This is a genomic window from Brevibacillus panacihumi (assembly GCF_003710985.1).
In the GTDB taxonomy this organism is placed as follows: Bacteria; Bacillota; Bacilli; order Brevibacillales; family Brevibacillaceae; genus Brevibacillus; species Brevibacillus panacihumi.
Genome location: NZ_RHHT01000024.1, coordinates 1 through 2,035, shown reverse-complemented (window position 1 = coordinate 2,035; position 2,035 = coordinate 1). Strand labels below are relative to the sequence as shown.

Sequence of the window (2,035 nt, the reverse complement as noted above, 5' to 3'; positions counted from 1 at the left end):
TGATGTAACCGTCAAGTAGTTTTGAACACTTTTTGCTCATTAAGATTGAACACTTTTTTCTCCGAAAATAGAGCTCCTGTATTTGATTCTGTAGCTGTCTTCGTTTAGTTGGATCACTTCCACTCTGTGAAGCAATCGATCTAATATAGCCGTCGTAATTCCTTGATCACCTATTAATTCTCCCCACTGTTCGGGTCCTTTGTTGGATGTTAATATGATTGAACTTCGTTCATACAGGTTGTTTATGAGGTGAAAAAATAGGTTTGCCTCCCTTTGATCCATTGCCATATACATGAGATCATCAATAATGACCAAATCGGATTCGTTTATTCTTTTAAGCTGCGTTTGTGATTTTGTGAGGTACTCTTGGGTTTTCAATAGATGGATCAACTCTCCCATGGTTGAAAAGGTAACTTGAAAACCCTTTTGTATCGCTTCTAACCCAAGTCCAATTGCAATGTGGGTTTTGCCCACTCCTGGAGGACCAAGAAGGATCAGATTGTACTGTTGTTCTAGCCAATTCAGTTCCTTCAACTGTTTGATTTGGCGGGAACTGATTGACTTTTGCTCATCGATCTGAAATTCATCCAAGGTCTTTTGATAGGGAAACTTGGCCCATTTCAATCTCCTCTCCGCATTTTTTGCTTCTCTCCGTTTCAATTCATAGGTTAAGAGTTCTTCTAGAAATTCCTGATAGGTCCAAGAGAATTTTTCAGCTTTACGAAGGAATTCAGGCAGTTCATTGGCTGTCTCCGCCATCCGAAGATGGCGGAAGTAATTTTGCATGGTCTGTACGGTGCTGTTCAACGTCAAATGCCCCCTAGTATTTTTAAATATTTATCCATTTCCCTCGTTGGTGAAGTGGCTTGTAATGCGGAGAGGTTGCGGAAGTTGCTTGGTATTGCTTGATCGAAACGAGGTTCTGAGGAGGGCTTGGTATCTTTTAGTCGGGAAAGGTGCTGTGCAACATCCCGGAGGTCATTTGCACTCCATAAATGGTCTTTTACACATACATCCAAGGCTTCCTCAATATCAGGTTGGAAATGGGTGATGGCATATTGAACGATTTGCAAATGATCACGTACATACCTCGGATACCGAACGCTTATCTCATGAATAAACAGCATTGCTTTTTCTTGATCGTGAAATTGGCGGATAATGGTCTCCTTATAAGCATGAATCCCTTTAGATCGATCACGTGAGTGCTGTCTACTTTTTATAAGCTCTCCTTTTCCGTGGCAAAGCCGATGTCGTGCAAGAACTTCTCCTTGCGGAGTTGCTCTGACAATCAGTTCCTCTTCATGAATCTCGATAAATACTTGATTCTCTCCCCTTGGACGGTATGTCCCTAAAGGAAGGGAGTACCGATTGGATTTATATTTAATCACATTGTCCTTATGGACAGTTCTTGTTATACTGGATCCACGGTTGCTCTCGAAAGAGAGCAGGGGAGAGACTGGCTTCAAGTGTTGCTTTTCGAGGGCGTGCACTTCAACCGGTCTCTTTTTTGTTGTATGGTGCACATTGTAATTGCCTGTCCGTGATAGCCAGGCCAGAGACCGTTCGTTCCATGCATCGATATTGGAGAAAACCCTGTGTTTGGCAAAGTTTCTTTTCACGAATTTCACTACGTTTTCTATCTTGCCCTTACTTTGCGGATCTGCCTTGCGGCATAAATAAAGGCGAAATCCACGTTCTTGCTTATAAGACTGAAATTCACTCGTCAGGATAATGTCTCCTGCATTTTCACTTACGGTGATCAGGTGATCTTGGTCATAAACCAATTCCTCTGGCATTCCTCCGAAAAATACGAATGCGTTTTCATGGCATCTGATTGCATCCCTTGTGGTAAAGGGTCTGCTTTGCCACTCTACATACTTGAAACGGGAGTGGGAGAGAACAAAAGTGATGAAGTATAATCTCACGTCCTTTTTTTCCATATTTTTAACCGTGACTTCTCCCCAATCCACTTGAGCCTGTTGGCCCATTGGCAACTCGTCCACTGCTTCGTGATCACGAATATGTACAATTTTCG

Annotated in this window: 2 protein-coding genes; both read right to left on the bottom strand. The window is 42.4% G+C overall.

Annotated elements, in window-relative coordinates; translation table 11 throughout:
* Positions 1 to 39: 39 nt before the first annotated feature.
* Entirely contained in the window at positions 40 to 807 is a 768-nt protein-coding gene (gene istB / locus EDM58_RS11155) for an IS21-like element helper ATPase IstB (protein ID WP_023554153.1), read from the bottom strand.
* A 2-nt stretch (positions 808 to 809) separates the two neighbouring features.
* A partial coding sequence (locus EDM58_RS11150; protein ID WP_148039317.1) for a DDE-type integrase/transposase/recombinase occupies positions 810 to 2,035 on the bottom strand: 1,226 nt, incomplete at its 5' end.